At 60.9% G+C, this 17,921-nt stretch carries 15 protein-coding genes; 6 read left to right on the top strand and 9 right to left on the bottom strand.

The window, feature by feature from the left end; all coding sequences use genetic code 11:
* The first annotated feature begins 3 nt into the window (after positions 1-3).
* The 5 genes from gatA (at position 4) to AABM52_RS04140 (ending at position 4,954) form a co-directional block, all read left to right on the top strand.
* Positions 4-1,455: an Asp-tRNA(Asn)/Glu-tRNA(Gln) amidotransferase subunit GatA gene (gatA, locus tag AABM52_RS04160; protein WP_347910609.1), complete on the top strand. Its 1,452-nt coding sequence runs from the start codon at positions 4-6 to the stop codon at positions 1,453-1,455.
* A 10-nt stretch (positions 1,456-1,465) separates the two neighbouring features.
* A complete protein-coding gene (gatB, locus tag AABM52_RS04155) occupies positions 1,466-2,911 on the top strand; it encodes an Asp-tRNA(Asn)/Glu-tRNA(Gln) amidotransferase subunit GatB (protein ID WP_347910607.1) in 1,446 nt (481 codons plus the stop codon).
* Between the two features lie 179 nt (positions 2,912-3,090).
* The gene (locus AABM52_RS04150; RefSeq protein WP_347910606.1) at positions 3,091-3,465 is read left to right on the top strand and encodes a septal ring lytic transglycosylase RlpA family protein; all 375 of its coding nucleotides are present in this window, start codon (positions 3,091-3,093) and stop codon (positions 3,463-3,465) included.
* Between the two features lie 50 nt (positions 3,466-3,515).
* Positions 3,516-4,577 carry a calcium/sodium antiporter gene (locus tag AABM52_RS04145; RefSeq protein ID WP_347910604.1) on the top strand — a complete coding sequence of 354 codons (1,062 nt, stop codon included), beginning with the start codon at positions 3,516-3,518 and terminating at the stop codon, positions 4,575-4,577.
* Positions 4,574-4,954 carry a carboxymuconolactone decarboxylase family protein gene (locus AABM52_RS04140; RefSeq protein WP_007981449.1) on the top strand — a complete coding sequence of 127 codons (381 nt, stop codon included), beginning with the start codon at positions 4,574-4,576 and terminating at the stop codon, positions 4,952-4,954. The genes AABM52_RS04145 and AABM52_RS04140 overlap by 4 nt, the downstream gene beginning before the upstream one ends.
* Before the next feature lie 100 nt (positions 4,955-5,054).
* On the opposite strand, the gene AABM52_RS04135 is transcribed toward AABM52_RS04140, so the two are convergent.
* The 9 genes from AABM52_RS04135 to AABM52_RS04095 all read right to left on the bottom strand — a co-directional run bounded on the left by AABM52_RS04135 (position 5,055) and on the right by AABM52_RS04095 (position 16,572).
* A complete protein-coding gene (locus AABM52_RS04135) occupies positions 5,055-5,996 on the bottom strand; it encodes an AEC family transporter (protein ID WP_347910601.1) in 942 nt (313 codons plus the stop codon).
* A 159-nt stretch (positions 5,997-6,155) separates the two neighbouring features.
* On the bottom strand, positions 6,156-7,709 hold the full coding sequence (gene garD / locus AABM52_RS04130; protein WP_347910600.1) for a galactarate dehydratase: 1,554 nt from the start codon (positions 7,707-7,709) through the stop codon (positions 6,156-6,158).
* An 11-nt stretch (positions 7,710-7,720) separates the two neighbouring features.
* On the bottom strand, positions 7,721-9,088 hold the full coding sequence (locus AABM52_RS04125) for an MFS transporter (protein ID WP_347910598.1): 1,368 nt from the start codon (positions 9,086-9,088) through the stop codon (positions 7,721-7,723).
* A gap of 99 nt (positions 9,089-9,187) precedes the next feature.
* Positions 9,188-10,633 carry an aldehyde dehydrogenase family protein gene (locus AABM52_RS04120; RefSeq protein WP_347910596.1) on the bottom strand — a complete coding sequence of 482 codons (1,446 nt, stop codon included), beginning with the start codon at positions 10,631-10,633 and terminating at the stop codon, positions 9,188-9,190.
* Positions 10,634-10,694: 61 nt separating this feature from the next.
* Positions 10,695-11,606: a 5-dehydro-4-deoxyglucarate dehydratase gene (kdgD, locus tag AABM52_RS04115; RefSeq protein WP_347910594.1), complete on the bottom strand. Its 912-nt coding sequence runs from the start codon at positions 11,604-11,606 to the stop codon at positions 10,695-10,697.
* A 383-nt stretch (positions 11,607-11,989) separates the two neighbouring features.
* Complete coding sequence (locus tag AABM52_RS04110) at positions 11,990-12,739, bottom strand: FadR/GntR family transcriptional regulator (protein ID WP_347910593.1); 750 nt, start codon at positions 12,737-12,739, stop codon at positions 11,990-11,992.
* Positions 12,740-12,931: 192 nt separating this feature from the next.
* Positions 12,932-14,659, bottom strand: coding sequence for an ABC transporter ATP-binding protein/permease (locus AABM52_RS04105; protein WP_347910591.1), 1,728 nt, complete (start codon positions 14,657-14,659; stop codon positions 12,932-12,934).
* Positions 14,660-14,756: 97 nt separating this feature from the next.
* Positions 14,757-15,317 carry a response regulator transcription factor gene (locus tag AABM52_RS04100; protein WP_007973041.1) on the bottom strand — a complete coding sequence of 187 codons (561 nt, stop codon included), beginning with the start codon at positions 15,315-15,317 and terminating at the stop codon, positions 14,757-14,759.
* Positions 15,310-16,572 carry an ATP-binding protein gene (locus AABM52_RS04095; RefSeq protein WP_008051702.1) on the bottom strand — a complete coding sequence of 421 codons (1,263 nt, stop codon included), beginning with the start codon at positions 16,570-16,572 and terminating at the stop codon, positions 15,310-15,312. Before AABM52_RS04095 ends, AABM52_RS04100 begins: the two co-directional genes overlap by 8 nt.
* A gap of 373 nt (positions 16,573-16,945) precedes the next feature.
* On the opposite strand from AABM52_RS04095, the gene AABM52_RS04090 reads away from it, so the two are divergent.
* On the top strand, positions 16,946-17,662 hold the full coding sequence (locus AABM52_RS04090; RefSeq protein WP_347910589.1) for an SIMPL domain-containing protein: 717 nt from the start codon (positions 16,946-16,948) through the stop codon (positions 17,660-17,662).
* Positions 17,663-17,921: the final 259 nt, after the last annotated feature.

Below are 17,921 nucleotides of genomic sequence, written 5' to 3'. Positions count from 1 at the left end.
GCAATGCATCAATTGACTCTGGCCGAGATCGCCCGCGGACTCGCCGATAAAAAGTTTTCCTCCGAAGAGCTGACCAAGGTCCTGCTGGCGCGCATCGCCCTGCTCGATCCGCAGCTCAACAGTTTCATCAGCCTCACCGAAGACCTGGCGCTGACGCAGGCGAAAGCCGCTGACGCCCGCCGGGCCAATGGTGAGAGCGGCGCCCTGCTCGGCGCGCCGATCGCCCACAAAGACCTGTTCTGCACCCAGGGCATTCGCACCAGCTGCGGCTCGAAGATGCTCGACAACTTCAAGGCACCGTACGACGCCACCGTCGTCGCCAAGCTGGCCGCAGCCGGGGCCGTGACCCTGGGTAAGACCAACATGGACGAATTCGCCATGGGTTCGGCCAACGAGTCGAGCTACTACGGCGCGGTGAAAAACCCGTGGAACCTGGAACACGTGCCGGGCGGCTCGTCGGGTGGTTCGGCAGCGGCAGTTGCTGCTCGTCTGTTGCCGGCGGCGACCGGTACCGACACTGGCGGCTCCATTCGTCAGCCAGCAGCCCTGACCAACCTCACCGGCCTGAAACCGACGTACGGTCGCGTTTCGCGCTGGGGCATGATCGCTTATGCCTCCAGCCTCGACCAGGGCGGCCCGATGGCACGCACCGCCGAAGACTGCGCGATTTTGTTGCAAGGTATGGCAGGCTTCGATCCGAACGACTCCACCAGCATCGATGAACCCGTTCCGGACTACAGCGCCAGTCTCAACGGTTCGCTGCAAGGCCTGCGCATCGGCGTGCCGAAGGAATACTTCAGCGCCGGTCTCGACCCGCGCATCGCCGAGCTGATCCACAACAGCGTCAAGGAGCTGGAAAAGCTCGGCGCCGTGATCAAGGAAATCAGCCTGCCGAACATGCAGCACGCGATTCCTGCGTACTACGTGATCGCCCCGGCGGAAGCCTCGTCCAACCTGTCGCGTTTCGACGGCGTGCGTTTCGGGTACCGCTGCGAAGATCCGAAAAACCTCGAAGACCTGTACAAGCGTTCCCGTGGAGAAGGCTTCGGCCCGGAAGTACAGCGCCGGATCATGGTCGGCGCCTACGCGCTGTCCGCCGGTTACTACGATGCCTACTACCTGAAGGCGCAGAAGATCCGTCGCTTGATCAAGAACGACTTCATGGCGGCCTTCAATGAAGTCGACATCATCCTCGGCCCAACCACGCCGAACCCGGCCTGGAAGCTCGGCGCCAAGAACAGCGACCCGGTCGCTGCGTACCTGGAAGACGTCTACACCATCACGGCCAACCTCGCGGGCCTGCCAGGCCTGTCGATGCCGGCCGGTTTTGTCGACGGTCTGCCGGTTGGCGTGCAGCTGCTCGCTCCGTATTTCCAGGAAGGTCGCCTGTTGAACGTTGCCCACCAGTATCAGCTCAACACTGACTGGCACACCCGCACCCCAACCGGCTTCTGAGGAGACACACATGCAATGGGAAGTCGTGATCGGGCTGGAGATTCACACCCAGCTCACCACCCGGTCGAAAATCTTTTCCGGTAGTTCCACCACCTTCGGCTCCGAGCCGAACACCCAGGCCAGCCTGGTAGACCTGGGCATGCCCGGCGTGCTGCCGGTGCTGAACCAGGAAGCGGTGCGCATGGCGGTGATGTTCGGTCTGGCGATTGACGCCGAGATCGGCCAGCACAACGTGTTCGCCCGTAAAAACTACTTCTATCCGGACCTGCCGAAGGGCTACCAGATCAGCCAGATGGAGTTGCCGATCGTCGGCAAGGGCCACCTGGACATCGCCCTCGAAGACGGCACGGTCAAACGTGTCGGCATCACCCGCGCGCACCTGGAAGAAGACGCCGGCAAGAGCCTGCACGAAGAATTCAGCGGCGCCAGCGGCATCGACCTGAACCGTGCCGGCACACCGCTGCTGGAAATCGTCTCCGAACCGGACATGCGCAGCGCCAAGGAAGCCGTGGCCTACGTCAAGGCGATCCACGCGCTGGTGCGTTACCTGGGGATTTGCGACGGCAACATGGCCGAAGGCTCGCTGCGTTGCGACTGCAACGTATCGATCCGTCCGAAAGGCCAGGTCGAATTCGGCACCCGCTGCGAGATCAAGAACGTCAACTCGTTCCGCTTCATCGAGAAGGCGATCAACAGCGAAATCCAGCGTCAGATCGAATTGATCGAAGACGGCGGAAAAGTGATCCAGCAGACCCGCCTGTACGATCCGAACAAAGACGAAACCCGTCCGATGCGCAGCAAAGAGGAAGCCAACGACTACCGTTACTTCCCCGACCCGGACCTGCTGCCGGTGGTCATCGAGAACTCGTTCCTCGACGACGTGCGCGCCACCCTGCCCGAGTTGCCACCGCAGAAGCGCGAGCGCTTCCAGGAACAATTCGGTCTGTCGGTCTACGACGCCAGCGTCCTGGCCACCAGCCGTGAGCAAGCCGACTACTTCGAAAAAGTCGCGAGCATCGGCGGCGACGCGAAACTGGCGGCGAACTGGGTGATGGTCGAGTTGGGCAGCCTGCTCAACAAGCAAGGCCTGGACATCGAAGAGTCGCCGGTTTCCGCCGAGCTTCTGGGCGGCATGCTGCTGCGCATCAAGGACAACACCATCTCCGGCAAGATCGCCAAGGTGGTGTTTGAAGCGATGGCCAACGGCGAAGGCAGCGCGGACGAGATCATCGACAAGCGCGGCCTCAAGCAAGTGACGGATACCGGCGCCATCTCGGCGGTGCTGGACGAAATGCTCGCGGCCAACGCCGAGCAGGTCGAACAATACCGCGCGGCAGACGAAGCCAAGCGCGGCAAGATGTTCGGTTTCTTCGTCGGTCAGGCCATGAAAGCCTCCAAAGGCAAGGCCAACCCGCAACAGGTCAACGAACTGCTCAAAAGCAAGCTCGAAGGCTGATGAGGATGGAGCCAGCTCTAAAATCTGGCTCCATCTCCTGTGGGAGCGACGGTGCGACGATTCGACTTGCTCGCGATAGCGGTCCGGCACTCAACACAAAGTTGACTGTCAGAATGCCAATCGCGACCAAGTCGGACCACCGCACCGTCGCTCCCACATTTGTTTTCGGAAGCTTTCAAATGAAGCGTCTACTTGGACTTTGCTCCCTCCTCTCGCTCCTGGCCGGTTGCGCCAGCACCGACACCGTCGATCCGCACGGCTACGATAAAACCGGCGTGGCTTCGTACTACGGCGCCAAACACCAAGGCAAACGCACCGCCAACGGCGAGCGTTTCAACATGAATTCCATGACCGCCGCCCATCGCCAGCTACCCTTCGGTACACGGGTGAAGGTCACCAATCTGAATAACGACAAATCCTGCGTGGTACGCATCAATGATCGCGGGCCGCACACCCGTGGCCGCCTGATCGACCTGTCCCGGGAAGCCGCCGAGCGCCTGGGCATGCTGAGCAGCGGTACCGCACGGGTTCGCGTGCAAGCTCTCGACGACTGACCGATGGAGCCCCGACCATTTTCGGATTAGCCGATTTACCTCTGATCAGCGTGATCGAATTGCTCAGCGGATTGCTCCTGCTGATAGTCGGCGCCGAATTGATGGTACGCGCCGCCGTACGCATCGCCGCGCGGTTGCACGTACGACCGCTGATCATCGGCCTGACCATCGTCGCCCTCGGCAGCAGCGCACCGCAGATGGCGGTCAGCCTGCAAGCGACCTTGGCGCACAATGCCGACATCGCCGTCGGCAGTGTGATCGGCAGCAGCATTTTCAACATCCTCGTCACCCTCGGGTTGTCCGCGCTGATCATTCCTTTGCGGGTTTCCCGGCAACTGGTGCGCCTGGATATTCCGTTGATGATCGGCGCCAGCCTGCTGGTGTTCGTACTCGCCTGGAATGAAGAACTGAACCGTGCCGACGGCGTGATGTTGCTGACGGCACTGGCGATTTACCTGGGCTTGTTGCTGCGCCAGTCACGGCATTCGGGACGGCCGGTATCCAGCCATGATCATCATGCGCAAGCGCCATGGCTCAGCAGCCTGCTGATGATCGTCACCGGGCTGGCGATGCTCGTGTACGCCGGGCACTTGCTGCTGGGCGCGGCGGTTGTGGTCGCCACCGACCTTGGGTTGTCGGAGCGAATCATCGGCCTGACCATCGTCGCCGTCAGCACCTCACTGCCTGAGCTCGCCACTTCGTTGATCGCGGCCATGCGCGGCGAGCGCGATATTGCCGTGGGCAACGTGATCGGCAGCAACCTGTTCAACCTCCTGGGTGTGCTCGGTTTTACCGCGCTGGTGGCACCGTCGCCGCTGTCGGTGTCGCCTAACGCCCTGGATTTCGACCTGCCGGTGATGCTCGGCGTCGCGGTGCTGTGCTTGCCGCTGTTCTATACCGGCTACCGGGTGACCCGCGCCGAAGGCCTGCTGTTTCTGGGTTTGTACCTGGCGTATGGGCTGCATGTGGTGTCATTCACCACCGGCATGCCACTGGCCGGCAAGCTGGAACACTTGATGCTGTTTTTCGTCCTGCCGGCGCTGGTGACGTTTTTGCTGTTCACGTCGCTATGCGCCTGGCGTCGCCAACACCATAAGAAGGAAGTCCCATGACCGAGAATAAAAAAACCGGCGTTGAAGTCCGCCGCCAAGTGATGGGCGACGCCTTCGTCGACCGCGCACTGGGCAATGCCACCGAATTCACCCAGCCGCTACAGGATTTCGTCAATGAGCACGCCTGGGGCGGTGTGTGGAATCGCGAAGGCCTGCCGCTGAAAACCCGCAGCCTGATCACCCTTGCCGCCCTGACTGCACTCAAGTGCCCGCAGGAGTTGAAAGGTCACGTGCGCGGTGCGCTGAACAACGGATGCACCGTGGATGAGATTCGCGAGGCGCTTCTGCATTGCGCGGTGTATGCCGGTGTGCCGGCGGCGATTGATGCGTTCAGGGCGGCGCAGGAAGTGATCGACAGCTACCAGAAGCCGGAATAATTTCATTGCTTTGAAAAGATCGCAGCCTGCGGCAGCTCCGACATTGGAATGTGCCCTCCTGTAGGAGCTGCCGCAGGCTGCGATGTTTTGACCTTTGCCTTTAAATCCACCCGCCCCACTGCAAAAAGAAGATCCCGACGTTGGTGGTGATCGCCGCCATCAGCGTAGTGATCACGATAATCGCCGCCGCCAGTTCGTGATTGCCATCCGCCGCCCGGGCCATGACGAAACTGGCAGCGGCGGTCGGGCTGCCGAAGTACAGGAACAGAATCCCCAGTTCCGCGCCACGAAAGCCACACAACCACGCCCCCAGCGTCGCCAGTACCGGCAAGCCGATCATCTTCACCAGGCTTGAACTCAGCGCCATGTTGCCGCTTTTGCGCAGTGCCGCCAGGGACAGCGTGCCGCCGATGCAGATCAGCGCCAGCGGCAAGGTGGTTTGCGCCAGGTACCGGCCGGAGGTCTCCAGCCAGCCCGGCAAGCCGATCTTGAAATAGGCGAACGGTGCAGCCGCAATCACGCTGATGATCAACGGATTGCTGAACACGCTTTTGCAGATGCTCCACGGATCGGACTTGATCACCGGGCTGTACACCGCCAGCACGATGGTCGAGAGGGTGTTGTAGAACAGGATCACCAACGCCGCGAGGATCGCCCCGAGGGAAATCCCGTAGTCGCCGTACATACTTGCCGCCAGCGCCAGGCCGATGACTCCGTTGTTACCGCGAAAGGCGCCCTGGGTGTAGATCCCCCGGTCTTCCCGCGGGCACTTCCAGATCGCCCAGCCCCAGGCAATGGCAAAACACACCAGGGTCGCAAGGGCAAAATAGATCAGCAGCGCCGGCTGCAACGCCGCGTGCAGGTCGGCATGCAGGATGCCCAGAAACAACAGCGCCGGCATGGTGACGTTGAACACCAGTGCCGATGCGGTGTGGATGAAGTTGTCGTTGATCCAGTCGATGCGCTTGAGCAGCACACCCAGAAACAGCATGGCAAACACCGGCGCGGTGATGTTCAGGGTTTCGAGGAAAATTGCCAGCATGCCGGGAGGACCTTGGGGTGGGCGTCGTTAGTTAGCTAATGATAAGCCACCAAGGACGTTGGCGTCTGGTAGATCGCCATCGCGAGCAGGCTCGCTCCTACAGGGGAATGCATTCCAAATGTAGGAGCGAGCCTGCTCGCGATGAACGATAACGCGGTCTTAAGTGATCGGCGCCGGGTTGAACAGGGTGATGTCGTTATGCAGCTTGTGCTGCTCGGCCCAGGTCTGTTTCTTGCCGCTGGCCACGTCCAGGTAGTAGTGGAACAGCTCCCAGCCAAGTTCCTCGATCGATGCGCGGCCGGTGGCAATGCGCCCGGCGTCGATGTCGATCAGGTCCGGCCAGCGTTGCGCCAGTTCGGTCCGGGTCGAGACCTTCACCACCGGCGCCATGGCCAGCCCGTAAGGGGTGCCACGACCGGTAGTGAACACATGCAGGTTCATCCCCGCCGCCAACTGCAAGGTCCCGCAGACAAAGTCGCTGGCCGGGGTCGCGCAGAAGATCAGGCCTTTTTTCTTGAAGCGCTCGCCAGGGCCAAGCACGCCGTTGATCGCGCTGCTGCCGGACTTGACGATCGAACCCAGGGACTTCTCGACAATGTTCGACAACCCGCCCTTCTTGTTGCCCGGCGTGGTATTGGCACTGCGATCCGCCTCGCCCTTGGCCAGGTAGCGGTCGTACCAGTCCATTTCCCGCACCAGTTCCTGGGCGACGTCCTGGTTTTCCGCGCGGGAGGTCAGCAGGTAAATGGCATCGCGCACTTCGGTGACTTCGGAGAACATCACCGTCGCACCGGCCCGCAGCAGCAGGTCCGAGGCATAACCGAGCGCCGGGTTGGCGGTGATGCCGGAGAACGCATCACTGCCGCCGCATTGCATGCCAAGGATCAGCTCGGACGCCGGCACGGTTTCCCGGCGGCGTTGATCGAGCTTCTTCAAGCGCGTCTCGGCCAGCGCCATGATCTGCTCGATCATCTCGGTGAAGCCGTGGCTGGAGTCCTGCAAGCGGTACAACCAAGGCTCGCTGAGATCAACCGAGCTGTCGTTGTCGTGCATCACCTGCCCGGCCTGCAATTTCTCGCAGCCCAGGCTGATCACCAAGGCTTCGCCACCCAGGTTCGGGTTGCGGGCCAGGTTGCGCACGGTGCGGATCGGGATGTACGCGTCGGTGGCGGTGATGGCCACGCCACAGCCGTAGCTGTGGGTCAGCGCCACCACGTCATCGACGTGCGGGTACTTGGGCAGCAACTCATCCTTGATGCGCTTGACCGCATGATCCAGCACCCCGGTCACGCACTGCACGGTGGTAGTGATACCGAGAATGTTGCGCGTGCCGACGGTGCCGTCGGCGTTGCGATAACCCTCGAAGGTGAAGCCTTCCAGCGGTGCCTGCGCGGCCGGTACGTCGGTGGACAGCGGCAGACTGTCCAGCGGTGGCGCGGTCGGCATGCGCAGTTGATCTTCCTTGACCCAACTACCGCGGGGGATCGGCTGCAAGGCATAGCCAATGACCTGGCCGTAACGAATCACCTGGCCACCTTCGGGAATGTCTTCCAGGGTGACCTTGTGGCTCTGTGGCACGAAGTCCACGGTAACCAGGCCGTCCGCAAACTCGGTACCGGCCGGTACACCCTGATCATTGACCACGATCACTACGTTATCCCGCTCGTGCAGGCGGATGTAGCGCGGCGAGTCGGAATGTTCAATCAACTGCATGACGCCGCTCCTCAGGAATGCGCTTGAGACAATTTGCCAGGGGCTTCAGTGCCGTTCGCTGGTGGCTCTTTGAGCACCACGCGCTTGATCGGGCCCACGATCACCAGATAGCTGAACACTGCGACCAAAGCGTTGCAACCGACGAACACCAGCGCCCATTTGAACGAACCGGTGGAGCTGATGATGTAGCCGATGACGATCGGGGTGGTGATCGACGCAATGTTACCGAAGGTGTTGAACAGGCCACCGCTCAGACCGGCGATCTGCTTCGGCGAGGTGTCGGACACCACCGCCCAGCCCAATGCGCCTACGCCTTTGCCGAAGAATGCCAGGGCCATGAAGCCGACGACCATCCATTCTACGTCCACGTAGTTGCACGCCACGATGCTGCTGGAAACCAGCAGGCCGGCGATGATCGGCGCCTTGCGGGCGAAGGTCAGGGAATGGCCTTTGCGCAGCAGGTAATCGGAAATCACCCCGCCGAGCACACCACCGATAAAGCCGCAGATCGCCGGCAAGGACGCGATGAAACCGGCCTTGAGGATGGTCATGCCGCGCTCCTGCACCAGGTACACCGGGAACCAGGTCAGGAAGAAGTAGGTGATGCCGTTGATGCAGTATTGGCCCAGGTATACGCCGAGCATCATGCGGTTGGTCAGCAACTGACGGATGTAGTCCCACTTCGGACCGTCGGTCTTCTTGCCTTTGCCCTTGTCCTGATCCATGTCGACCATGCCGCCGTTGTCAGCGATGTGCTTGAACTCGGCATCGTTGATCATCGGGTGCTGGCGCGGGCTGTAGATCACTTTCAGCCAGATTCCGGAGAAAATGATGCCGATCACGCCCATGACGATGAACACGTGTTGCCAGCCGAAGCTGTAGACGATCCAGCCCATCAGCGGTGCGAACAACACAGTGGCGAAGTACTGCGCCGAATTGAAGATCGCCGAGGCGGTGCCGCGTTCAGCGGTCGGGAACCAGGCCGCTACGATGCGCGCGTTGCCGGGGAAGGATGGCGCTTCGGCCAGGCCCACCAAAAAGCGCAGCATGAACAGCGCGACCACTGCGGTGGACATGCCGAACTCGCCGACATACCCCTGCAACACGGTGAACAGCGACCAGGTGAAGATGCTCAGTGCGTAGATTTTTTTCGAGCCGAAACGGTCCAGCAGCCAGCCACCTGGGATTTGCCCGGCCACGTAGGCCCAACCGAATGCGGAGAAGATGTAGCCGAGGGTAACGGCGTCGATGCCGAGGTCTTTTTGCAGGCTGGAGCCGGCGATTGCGATGGTAGCGCGGTCGGCATAGTTGATCGTGGTCACCAGAAACAGCATGAGCAGGATCAAATAGCGGACGTGAGTCGGCTTGGTCGATTGCATGTAGATGTACTCCCACTGATTATTTTTATGCGGGTAAAACATTCAAGAGTCATGTGCCGCGCAAGGCCTTAGGCAAGGGCCTCGCGCGGGTGCAGCGGGTTACGATCCGATGTAGGCAGTTTTTACGACCGTGTAAAACTCTTGCGCATAGCGACCTTGCTCACGTGATCCATAGGATGAACCTTTACGCCCACCGAACGGAACGTGGTAATCCACACCGGCGGTCGGCAGGTTGACCATCACCATCCCGGCCTGGGAGTGGCGCTTGAAGTGGTTGGCGTACTTCAAGGACGTGGTAGCGATGCCCGCCGACAGCCCGAACTCGGTGTCGTTGGCCATGGCCAGCGCGGCTTCGTAATCGGCAACGCGCACGATGTTGGCAACCGGGCCGAAGATCTCTTCCTGACTGATGCGCATCGAAGCTTCGCTGTCGGCAAACAGGGTTGGCGCGAGGAAGTAGCCCTCGGTGTCGCAGGTCACCAGACCACCGCCGCTGACCAGACGCGCACCTTCGGACTGGCCGATGTCGATGTACTTCATGTCCTGCTCAAGCTGTGCTTGCGAGACCACCGGCCCGATATCGGTGCCGGCTTTCAGCGCGTGACCGACCTTGATCGACTTCATGCGTTCGGCCATGGCTTCGACAAACTGGTCGTGGATGCCGGCGGTGACGATAAAGCGGCTGGAAGCGGTGCAACGCTGGCCAGTGGAGTAGAACGCGCTCTGGACCGACAACTCGACCGCTTGCTTGAGGTCGGCGTCGTCGAGAATGACCTGCGGGTTCTTGCCACCCATTTCCAACTGGACCTTGGCCTGGCGCGATACACAGCTGACGGCGATCTGACGACCCACGCCCACGGAACCTGTGAAGCTGATGCCGTCGACTTTCGGGCTGTGGACCAGTGCATCGCCAACCACACGACCGCTGCCCATCACCAGGTTGAACACACCGGCCGGGAAGCCTGCGCGGGAGATGATTTCGGCCAGGGCCCAGGCGCAACCTGGAACCAGGTCAGCAGGCTTGAGCACGACGCAGTTGCCGTAGGCCAGGGCCGGGGCGATTTTCCACGCTGGGATGGCAATCGGGAAGTTCCACGGGGTGATCAGACCGACCACGCCCAGGGCTTCGCGAGTGACTTCAACGTTGACGCCCGGACGCACCGACGGCAGGTAGTCGCCGGACAGACGCAGGCACTCACCGGCAAAGAACTTGAAAATGTTACCGGCGCGGGTCACTTCGCCGATGGCTTCAGGCAGGGTCTTGCCCTCTTCCCGGGCCAGCAGGGTGCCGAGCTCTTCGCGACGGGCGAGGATTTCAGTACCGACTTTGTCCAGGGAATCGTGACGCGCCTGAATGCCGGAAGTGGACCAGGCCGGGAACGCGGCACGGGCGGCGTCGATGGCGGCGTGCACCTGAGCCAGGTCAGCCTTGGCGTAGTCACCGATGGCGTCGCTCAGTTCGGACGGGTTGATGTTGGTCGAATAGTCACCACCGGCAACCCATTCGCCGTTGATGTAGTTATCGAAACGCTTTGCATCTGCCACTTTGAGATCTCCTCACGCAAAAGGCCGCTGATTGCTCAGCGGCCTTACTTAAACGGATGTGTTACTGCGCACCCTGCTTGTCGATCAGCGCGGCGAGCATTTCGTACTCTTCGCCAGTCAGATCGGTCAGCGGTGCACGCACAGGACCTGCGTCGTAGCCGGCAATCTTTGCCCCGGCCTTGACGATGCTCACGGCATAACCGGCCTTGCGGTTACGGATATCCAGGTACGGCAGGAAGAAGTCGTCGATGATCTTGCCGACGGTGGTGTGATCTTCGCAAGCGATCGCGTGGTAGAAATCCATCGCGGTTTTCGGGATGAAGTTGAACACCGCCGAGGAGTAGACCGGCACGCCCAGCGCCTTGTAGGCCGCGGCGTAGACTTCGGCGGTCGGCAAACCACCCAGGTAGCTGAAGCGATCACCGAGGCGGCGACGGATCGACACCATCAACTCGATATCACCCAGGCCATCCTTGTAGCCGATCAGGTTCGGGCAGCGCTCGGCCAGACGTTCCAGCAGCGGCGCGGTCAGGCGGCAGACGTTACGGTTGTAGACCACCACGCCGATGTTGACCGATTTGCACACGGCTTCAACGTGGGCGGCAACGCCGTCCTGGCTGGCTTCGGTCAGGTAGTGCGGCAGCAGCAACAGGCCTTTGGCGCCCAGACGCTCGGCTTCCTGAGCGTATTCGATGGCCTGGCGGGTCGCACCGCCCACACCGGCCAGGATTGGCACGCTGGTGGCGCAGGTGTCTACGGCAGTCTTGATGATTTCCGAATACTCGCTGGCCGCCAGAGAGAAGAACTCACCGGTGCCGCCCGCGGCGAACAGTGCCGAGGCGCCGTATGGGGCCAGCCATTCGAGACGTTTGATGTAACCCGCGCGATTGAAGTCGCCCTGAGCATTGAAATCGGTGACCGGGAAAGACAGTAGACCGGAAGAGAGGATGGACTTCAGTTCTTGTGGATTCATTATTCGAACACCCTGGATTGCGACGTTGTGTGAGAAAACCGTTCAGCCTGCGCTGAAGTTGTAGGTCATCGTACAACTTAAAATACAACCGTCAACTGCATTTCATCGCCGGGGGTGAAAATTGTTCGACAAGAAAGGCTGTCTGCCTGAGTTTTAGCGGGTTTCAGCGGAGGAAGGACAGTTGCGAGTACCGTGATAAACGGTCGCTTGAGAGATACGTTGTCGGAAGATACGGGAAAGCTGCTGGATTTGTTTTATGGCTTACGGCCCTATCGCGAGCAGGCTCGCTCCTACAGTGATCTTCAGTGTTGCGAGATCCACTGTAGGAGCGAGCCTGCTCGCGATAGCGGTAGTTCAGACGATGGAGGACAAGGGCAGATTGCTTACCCCCGCTGCGCCTCAGCCTCTTCATGGGCATGACGCAACCGCTCACGGCTGTTGGTCAGGTGCAAACGCATGGCGGCCCGGGCCGCATCGGAATCCTGACGGGCAATGGCGTCGTAGATTTCTTCGTGCTCACGGCTCAGGCGACCCATGTAGTGCTGCTGGTCGTCATGGGCCAGGCGCGCGGAGTTCAGCCGTGTGCGCGGAATGATGCTGGTGCCCAGGTGGGTCATGATGTCAGTGAAGTAACGGTTGCCGGTGGACAGCGCGATTTCGAGGTGGAAGGCGAAGTCCGAAGCCACGGCGTCACTGGCGTGAGCGGCGCTTTCATTCAACGCATCAAGGGCGGCGCGCATGTTGGCCAACTGTTCCGGGCTGCGACGTTGCGCCGCCAGCCCGGCAGACTCGACTTCCAGACTGATGCGCAGCTCCAGGATCGCCAGCACATCGCGCAAGGTCACCACGGTCGCCGGGTCGATACGGAAACCGCTCGGGCTCGGCGTGTCGAGCACGAAGGTGCCGATACCGTGGCGGGTTTCCACTTGCCCCGCCGCCTGCAAACGGGAAATCGCCTCGCGCACCACCGTGCGGCTGACGCCATGGGCATCCATGATGGCCGACTCGGTGGGTAACTTGTCGCCACGCTTGAGATGGCCATCGCGGATCTGCTCGGACAGCACCGTCACCAGTTCCTGAGCGAGGCTGCGGCGCTTGCGTGGGAGGCGTGGTGCGTCGTTCAGGTTTTCCATGGTGAACATCTGTCTCGAAAAGTTCGGCGGCTGAAAGCGCATCATAGCGCAACGCGGTTGTACGATCACCGTCGGTGAACACTATCCCCTGTGGGAGCGAGCTTGCTCGCGATGACAATCTGGCAGGCAACATCGTCGTTGAATGTCAGTTAGCCATCGCGAGCAAGCTCGCTCCCACAGGTTTTTCGGTGTTTATGCAGTTACAGCCTGATCCACCAGATGGCCATTCTCGATACGAATGTGCCGCGGGTGGAAGCGCTTCAGGCTGCTGCGATGGCCGACGCTGACGATGCTCAGCCCCGGCAACTCATCAATCAGCGCCTGATACAGCGTGGCCTCATCCTCTTCGTCCATCGCCGAAGTGGCTTCGTCCATATACAGCCACTGCGGTGCATAAAGCAGCGCGCGGGCAAAGGCCAGGCGCTGCTGCTCACCAGGCGACAACATGCGCTGCCAGTGGTTGGCTTCGTCGAGACGGGCAATCAGGTGCGGCAGGCGGCAGGTTTCCAGCACCTGCACGTAGCGCTCGTTCGGATAGGTATCGCCGGGCTGTGGATAACTCAGGACATCGCGCAGGGTGCCAATCGGCAAATACGGTTTTTGCGGCAGGAACAGGTAGCGCGCCGATGGCAGGCGAATACTGCCGTGGCCGGCCGGCCACAGATGTCCCATCGCCCGCAGCAGGGTCGACTTGCCGCTGCCGGAACGACCGCTGAGCATCACACGCTCACCTTCCTTCACGGTCATGTCGGCGTTGGTCAGCAGGTGGCGACCTTCAGCCAGGTCGAGGCCGAGGTTGTGCACCTTCAGCACCGAGCCCGAATTCTGTACATCGATGGCCGGCGCACGCTCTTCGTTGTCACGCATGGCTTGGTGGAAGCTCAGCAGACGATCGCAGGTGGCGCGCCAGGAAGCGAGGCTCTGGTACGCACTGATAAACCAGCTGAAGCTCTCCTGCACATTGCCGAACGCCGAGCTGATTTGCATCAGTTCGCCCAGTTCGATCTTGCCGGAAAGGTAACGCGGGGCGGCAACCATGAAGGGGAAGATGATGGCGGCCTGGCTGTAACCGGCGGTGAAGAACGTCAGGCGCTTGGACACTTTCATGATGTCCCAGAAGTTGTGCCAGACCATCCCGAAGCGGCCGCTCAACCGACGGTTTTCGTTCGGTTCGCCGTTATACAACGCGATGCTTTCAGCATTCTCGCGAATTCGCACCATGGAGAAACGCAGGTCGGCTTCGAAACGTTGTTGCTGGTTGTTCAGGCCAATCAGGCGACGACCGATCAAATGCGTCAACCAACTGCCTACCACCGCGTAGACCAGCACACACCAGAACATGTAGCCGGGAATGGTGATACCGAATACTTCAATGCTGCCCGACACGCCCCACAGGATGATCGAGAACGACACCAGGCTGACGATATTGCGCAGCAGCCCGATACCCAGCTCAAGGGTGTTGGAGGTGAAGTTATTGAGGTCTTCGGAAATCCGCTGGTCCGGGTTATCGGTGTAACCGCCCTGCTCCAGTTGGTAGTAATTTTTGTCACCCAACCAGCGTGCAAAATGCTTTTCGGTGAGCCATGCCCGCCAGCGGATCGTCAGCATCTGCGTCAGATACAGCCGATACACCGCGCCGACGATCGCCACCGCCGCAATCGCGCAGAAGTACAGGATCAGTTGCCAGAACGCGGCCTCGTCCTTCTTTTGCAGGGCGTTGTAGAAGTCCTTGTACCAGGTGTTGAACCACACAGAGATCCCCACGCTGATCAGCGACAGCGCAATCACCGCGATCAGCAGTGTCCAGGCCTTGGCCTTCTCTTCACTGCGCCAGTAAGGCGTGATCATCGCCCACACTTTGCGAAAAAACTGCCCGCGCACGGCGTCGTTGACCGCGGAATACTCAGCGTTCTGATTCATGGATAAGGCTCGATAGAGAAAAGTACGAACACGAACCGATCATAGATGATCGGTCCGGTTTGTCGCGAGATACGGCCCGCATTCGTTCAGCGCAGGTTCAGCGGCGAACGGGACGCTTCTGCAGTTTGCGCTGCAGGGTGCGGCGGTGCATGCCCAGGGCACGGGCCGTGGCGGAAATGTTGCCTTCGTGTTCGGTCAGCACGCGCTGGATGTGCTCCCACTGCAGGCGGTCCACGGACATCGGGTTTTCCGGCACCAGGCTGTCGAGGTCGGCGTGCTCGGACAGCAGCGCCGCCAGCACGTCGTCGGCGTCTGCCGGCTTGCACAGGTAGTTGCAGGCACCACGCTTGATCGCCTCGACGGCGGTGGCGATGCTCGAGTAACCGGTGAGGATCACCACGCGCATTTCCGGGTCCATTTCCAGCAACTTGGGCAGCAGCACCAGGCCGGAATCGCCGTCCATCTTCAAGTCCAGAGCGGCGTAATCCGGCAGATCGGCCTTGGCCAGCTCCAGGCCTTCCTCGGCGGAACCGGCAGTGCTGACGCGAAAACCGCGGCGGGCCATGGCGCGGGCCATGACGCGGGTGAATGTGGCGTCGTCATCGACCAGCAACAAATGCGGCAGTTCTTCGCCTTCGACTTGGATCTCTTCACTCATGTTCGTCTCCTCGGGCGACACGGGGCAGGCGCAGCTCGGTGAGCGTGCCACCTTCCTCATGACTGTAGAGTTTCACTGAGCCGCCGGCGCGTGTCACGCTGGCCTTGCTCAAAAACAGGCCCAGGCCGAAACCTTTGCCCTTGGTGGTAAAAAACGGTTTGCCGATTTGCTCGGCGATGGCCAGCGGCACACCGGCGCCATGGTCACGGATGCTGATGGTCAGGTTTTCCCAATCCCAGTCCAGCGTCACTTGCAGCCCTTCGGGGCAGGCATCGGCAGCGTTGTTCAACAGATTCAGCAAAGCCTGGGTCAGGTCCGGCGGCGGCGCCATGCGGGGGACCGGGCCCTGGCCGAGGCGCTGGAAGCGATAGCTGGCTTCCGGGCGCATCAGGTGCCAGCGATTGAGGGCTTCATCCAGCCAATCGGTGACGTCCTGCATTTCCACCGCCAACCGGCGATTGGCCTCGGCGGCGCGCACCAGTTGCTGCAAGGTTTGCTTGCATAACTTGACCTGATCCTGCAGCACGCTCAAGTCGTCCTGCAACATCGGATCATGGTGGTCCTGACGCATTTCCTTAAGTAGCACACTCATGGTCGCCAACGGCGTGCCCAGTTCATGGGCCGCGCCGGCGGCCTGGGTGGCGACGGCCAGCAGTTGCTGATCGCGCAGGCCTTCTTCGCGACGAATGGCGCGTAACTCTTCCTGGCGACGCAGCTCTTCGGCCATGCGCGCGGCGAAGAAGGTGATCACCGCGGCGGCAAGGGCGAAGCTCAACCACATCCCGTACACCTGCAGGTTTTCCCGAGCGATCGGAAAGGTTTGCAGCGGGTAGAACTGCGCCAGCAACAGCGTGTACATCGTCAGCGCGATACCCGACAGGATCACCGAATAACGCCATGGCAACGTCACCGCAGCAATGGTCAACGGCACCAGATAATAGGAAACGAAGGGGTTGGTCGAGCCGCCGGAGAAATACAATAAGGCACTGTGGATAAACAGGTCGCAGGCCAGTTGCACGGCGTATTCAAGCTCGGTCACCGGCCACGAGGTGCGCAGGCGAATCGCCGTGAACACGCACAACAGCATTGAACATGCGAGCGTCGCCGCCAGTTGAAACCAGGGCAGTGGTAGCAATTCGAGCCAGTAGGCCAGGCCAACTGAACCGGCCTGGGCGGCCAGCACTAACGTGCGGATGAACGTCAGCCGCCAGAGGTTCTGGCGAGTCGCGGAAGTGATTTGAACGGGGGCGAGCATGAGCTCTCCTGATGAGCGCTCCAGGCGGATCGCAGGGAGTATAACCAAGCGCGGGGGCTGACAGGCAAAAGTGCGGCAAACGGCCACAGCCCTACAGCGATAATCGGCGCACAGAGAACTCTGTGGCGAGGGGGCTTGCCCCGTTCGGCTGCGGAGCAGTCGCGATTGCCTCACTTGGTCCGACCGAGAAAAATGCGGCGGCAGGTATTGGGACTGCTTCGCAGTCCAACGGGGGCAAGCCCCCTCGCCACAGGGCCACCTGAGGTCTATCTGTATAGAAGTTGTAACTGTGCGAACCGGAACATAAAAGCTAGAGTCTGATGGTTTCACGCAGGCCCGGACCATACCCCTGCGCACCTTTCAAGGAGCCTTCATGCACACATTCCGCCGCAGCGCCGCCCTCCTCGTCCTGAGTGTAGGCACCGTCGCCAGCCTCCCGGCCCTGGCCGCCGACGAGCTTCATTACAACCAGATTTCCCTGCGCGCCGAAGTCAGTCAGGAAGTGGCCCGCGACCTGATGATCGTGACCCTCTACACCGAAGAACAGAACACCGACCCGGCCAAACTCGCCGCCGACGTCAGCACCACCATGAACAAGGCGCTGGCCCAGGCCAAGCAAGTCAAGGACATCACCTTGCGCCAGGGCAGCCGCAACAGCTACCCGATCTACGACACCAAGGGCCAGAAAATCACCGGCTGGCGCGAGCGCGCCGAATTGCGCCTGGAAAGCTCGGACTTCGCCGCACTGTCGAAACTGACCGGCGAACTGCTCACCGACCTGAAAATGGGTGGCATGGACTTCGCCATCGCCACCCCGACCCGCAAGGCCAGCGAAGACGCGCTGCTCAAGGACGCCGTGACCGCCTTCAAGGCCCGCGCCCAGCTTGCGACTGATGCTCTGGGCGGCAAGAGCTACAAAATCGTCAACCTGAACCTCAACAGCAACGGATATCCACAGCCGTACCTGCGCGCGCCGATGATGATGAAAGCCGCCGCCATGGACAGCGCACCGGTGACTCCGGATGTCGAGGCCGGCACCAGCCAGGTCAGCATGACCGCCGATGGCTCGATTGAAGTGCTGATGCCTTGAATCGATAGCCCGTAAACAAGAACGGCGATCATGAAAATGATCGCCGTTTTTTTTGGCAGTTTTCAGGCATGAGCTATAACTGGATAGGTCCACCCGAGAAAAGCCGTCGATTGGCCACTATCGGTGCAACAATAACCACTCTTATTCACGCCATGCCCACCCCACAATCCGGGGTATGAATAAGTAACACCACCGCCCCACGCGGGAGCAACCTGAGCCATGAGCGCACTGTAAAAGTGCGTCATTTGCACCGTAAAAA

Source organism: Pseudomonas grandcourensis (assembly GCF_039909015.1).
GTDB classification, from domain to species: domain Bacteria; phylum Pseudomonadota; class Gammaproteobacteria; order Pseudomonadales; family Pseudomonadaceae; genus Aquipseudomonas; species Aquipseudomonas grandcourensis.
The sequence above is the reverse complement of the archived record's forward strand: the minus strand, read 5'-3'. Positions and strand labels throughout refer to the sequence as shown.

Bases quoted from the DNA above. Each gene is read 5' to 3' on its own strand.
- AABM52_RS04150 (WP_347910606.1), top strand. From the start codon at position 3,091: ATGAAGCGTCTACTTGGACTTTGCTCCCTCCTCTCGCTCCTGGCCGGT.
- AABM52_RS04125 (WP_347910598.1), bottom strand. From the start codon at position 9,088: ATGCAATCGACCAAGCCGACTCACGTCCGCTATTTGATCCTGCTCATG.
- AABM52_RS04105 (WP_347910591.1), bottom strand. From the start codon at position 14,659: ATGAATCAGAACGCTGAGTATTCCGCGGTCAACGACGCCGTGCGCGGG.
- AABM52_RS04140 (WP_007981449.1), top strand. From the start codon at position 4,574: ATGACCGAGAATAAAAAAACCGGCGTTGAAGTCCGCCGCCAAGTGATG.
- gatA (WP_347910609.1), top strand. From the start codon at position 4: ATGCATCAATTGACTCTGGCCGAGATCGCCCGCGGACTCGCCGATAAA.
- AABM52_RS04090 (WP_347910589.1), top strand. From the start codon at position 16,946: ATGCACACATTCCGCCGCAGCGCCGCCCTCCTCGTCCTGAGTGTAGGC.
- AABM52_RS04095 (WP_008051702.1), bottom strand. From the start codon at position 16,572: ATGCTCGCCCCCGTTCAAATCACTTCCGCGACTCGCCAGAACCTCTGG.
- garD (WP_347910600.1), bottom strand. From the start codon at position 7,709: ATGCAGTTGATTGAACATTCCGACTCGCCGCGCTACATCCGCCTGCAC.
- AABM52_RS04100 (WP_007973041.1), bottom strand. From the start codon at position 15,317: ATGAGTGAAGAGATCCAAGTCGAAGGCGAAGAACTGCCGCATTTGTTG.
- gatB (WP_347910607.1), top strand. From the start codon at position 1,466: ATGCAATGGGAAGTCGTGATCGGGCTGGAGATTCACACCCAGCTCACC.
- AABM52_RS04110 (WP_347910593.1), bottom strand. From the start codon at position 12,739: ATGGAAAACCTGAACGACGCACCACGCCTCCCACGCAAGCGCCGCAGC.
- AABM52_RS04135 (WP_347910601.1), bottom strand. From the start codon at position 5,996: ATGCTGGCAATTTTCCTCGAAACCCTGAACATCACCGCGCCGGTGTTT.
- kdgD (WP_347910594.1), bottom strand. From the start codon at position 11,606: ATGAATCCACAAGAACTGAAGTCCATCCTCTCTTCCGGTCTACTGTCT.